The organism is Arsukibacterium sp., assembly GCF_036735525.1.
Classification (GTDB): Bacteria; Pseudomonadota; Gammaproteobacteria; order Enterobacterales; family Alteromonadaceae; genus Alishewanella.
Map to the genome: position 1 here is coordinate 1 of NZ_DAINOE010000200.1, position 1859 is coordinate 1859.

Consider the following 1859-nt stretch of genomic DNA (forward strand, 5'->3'; position numbering starts at 1 on the left):
TGCTGTTAGCCGGCTTAATTTTACGCATAGTTTGGCAGCAACTGCAGCAGCGTTGGTTTAAGCCGCTGCTACAGTAATAACGATTATGCAGATCCCATCTTATATATAATTAAACGTACTAGCATAATGGCTTGTGGTAACTATAAAGCATATTAAACTGACAGCTATTAATGTCAATTTACAGGCTTTTTGGAGTGATTATGCGTACCTTATGGATCTCTGCAGCCTTGCTGCTGTCACAATTAGCAGCCCCGCTGCAGGCTAAAGAGCTGCTAAATAGCAGCTATGATATTGCCCGTGAGTTATTTGCCGAGATAAACCCGCTGTTTATTGCGCACTGGCAGCAGCAAAGCGGCGAAACCCTAAGCATTAATCAGTCGCATGGCGGTTCATCACGCCAGGCTCAGGCTATTATTCAGGGACTAAGAGCCGATGTGGTGACCTTTAACCAAAGCACTGACATTGATATTTTGCACCAGCGCGGCAACCTATTACCCGCCAACTGGCGCGAGCGCTTACCGAATAATGCCTCGCCTTATTACTCGACCATGGCATTTTTGGTACGCAAAGATAACCCTAAGGGTATTGCCAGCTGGCAGGATTTAACCAAAGAAGGCGTTACCCTGGTATTCCCTAACCCAAAAACCTCAGGCAATGCCCGCTATACCTACCTGGCCGCCTATGGTGATGCGCTGCAACGCTTTGGCGATGATCGCAGTGCCGCCCGCGCCTGGATGGCTGAATTTTTATCGAGGGTCGCGGTGTTTGATACCGGCGGCCGTGGCGCAACCACCTCTTTTATCGACCGTAACCTCGGCGATGTGTTGATCACCTTTGAGTCAGAGGTAAACAATATCATCAAGCAATACCCGGACCTGGGGCTGCAACGGGTAGTACCACCGACCAATGTACTGGCTGAGTTTCCGGTTGCCTGGATAGATCGCAACGTGGCACGTAATGGCACCGAACAACAAGCTAAAGCCTATCTGGAGTTTTTATACAGCGAGCCGGCGCAGCGGCTGTTAGCCAGCTTTTACTATCGGGTACACGATGAAACCGTTAAAACTGAAGTGGCCGCGCAGTTCCCGCCGACTAACTTATTTACCGTAGAACAGGTGTTTGGCAGTTGGGAGCAGGTGAACACTGAGCACTTTGCCAATAACGCTGAACTCGATAAACTGCTGGCCGAAGGTCGTCGCCGTTAAGTATAAAGAGTGCATCCATGAGTTGGTTTAGCGCCAATCAAAGCAAACGAGTGCTGCCAGGCTTTACCATCAGCCTTGGCAGCAGTTTGTTTTTTATCAGCCTGGTTATTTTACTGCCTATTACCGGCCTGGTGATCCAAACTGCACAGCTTAGCCTGGCGGAGTACTGGGCTATTATCAGTGATCCGCGGGTGGTTGCCTCTTATAAAGTCACCGCCTCAGCAGCGCTGGTGGCCAGTATTTTTAATTTATTTTTCGGGCTGTTGATGGCCTGGATTTTAACCCGCTACCGCTTCCCCGGCCGGATTTTATTAGATGGCCTGATGGACTTGCCCTTTGCGCTGCCCACTGCCGTGGCAGGGCTTACGCTGGCCGCGATATTTTCCAGTCAGGGCTGGCTGGGCCAGTATTTAGCGCTGTGGGATATTAAAGTGTCTTATACCTGGCTGGGCATAGTCGTCGCCATGGTATTTACCAGCGTGCCCTTTGTGGTGCGCACCGTGCAGCCGGTATTGGAAGAATTTGGCCCCGAATACGAAGAGGCCTCCGCCACCTTGGGCTCAAGCCCGCTACAAACCTTTTTTAAGGTGATTTTGCCAGAAATCAAACCGGCGCTGCTCACCGGTACAGCGTTATCTTTTACCCGCAGTTTGG

2 protein-coding genes are annotated in these 1859 nt (G+C 50.5%); both read left to right on the plus strand.

Annotation, left to right across the window (positions count from 1 at the left end; all coding sequences use genetic code 11):
• The first annotated feature begins 200 nt into the window (after window positions 1–200).
• Entirely contained in the window at window positions 201–1205 is a 1005-nt protein-coding gene (gene cysP / locus V7D78_RS17255; protein WP_333609686.1) for a thiosulfate ABC transporter substrate-binding protein CysP, read from the plus strand.
• A 17-nt stretch (window positions 1206–1222) separates the two neighbouring features.
• The coding region (cysT, locus tag V7D78_RS17260; protein WP_333609687.1) for a sulfate ABC transporter permease subunit CysT at window positions 1223–1859 on the plus strand (637 nt) is incomplete at its 3' end.

Bases quoted from the DNA above. Each gene is read 5' to 3' on its own strand.
- cysP (WP_333609686.1), top strand. From the start codon at position 201: ATGCGTACCTTATGGATCTCTGCAGCCTTGCTGCTGTCACAATTAGCA.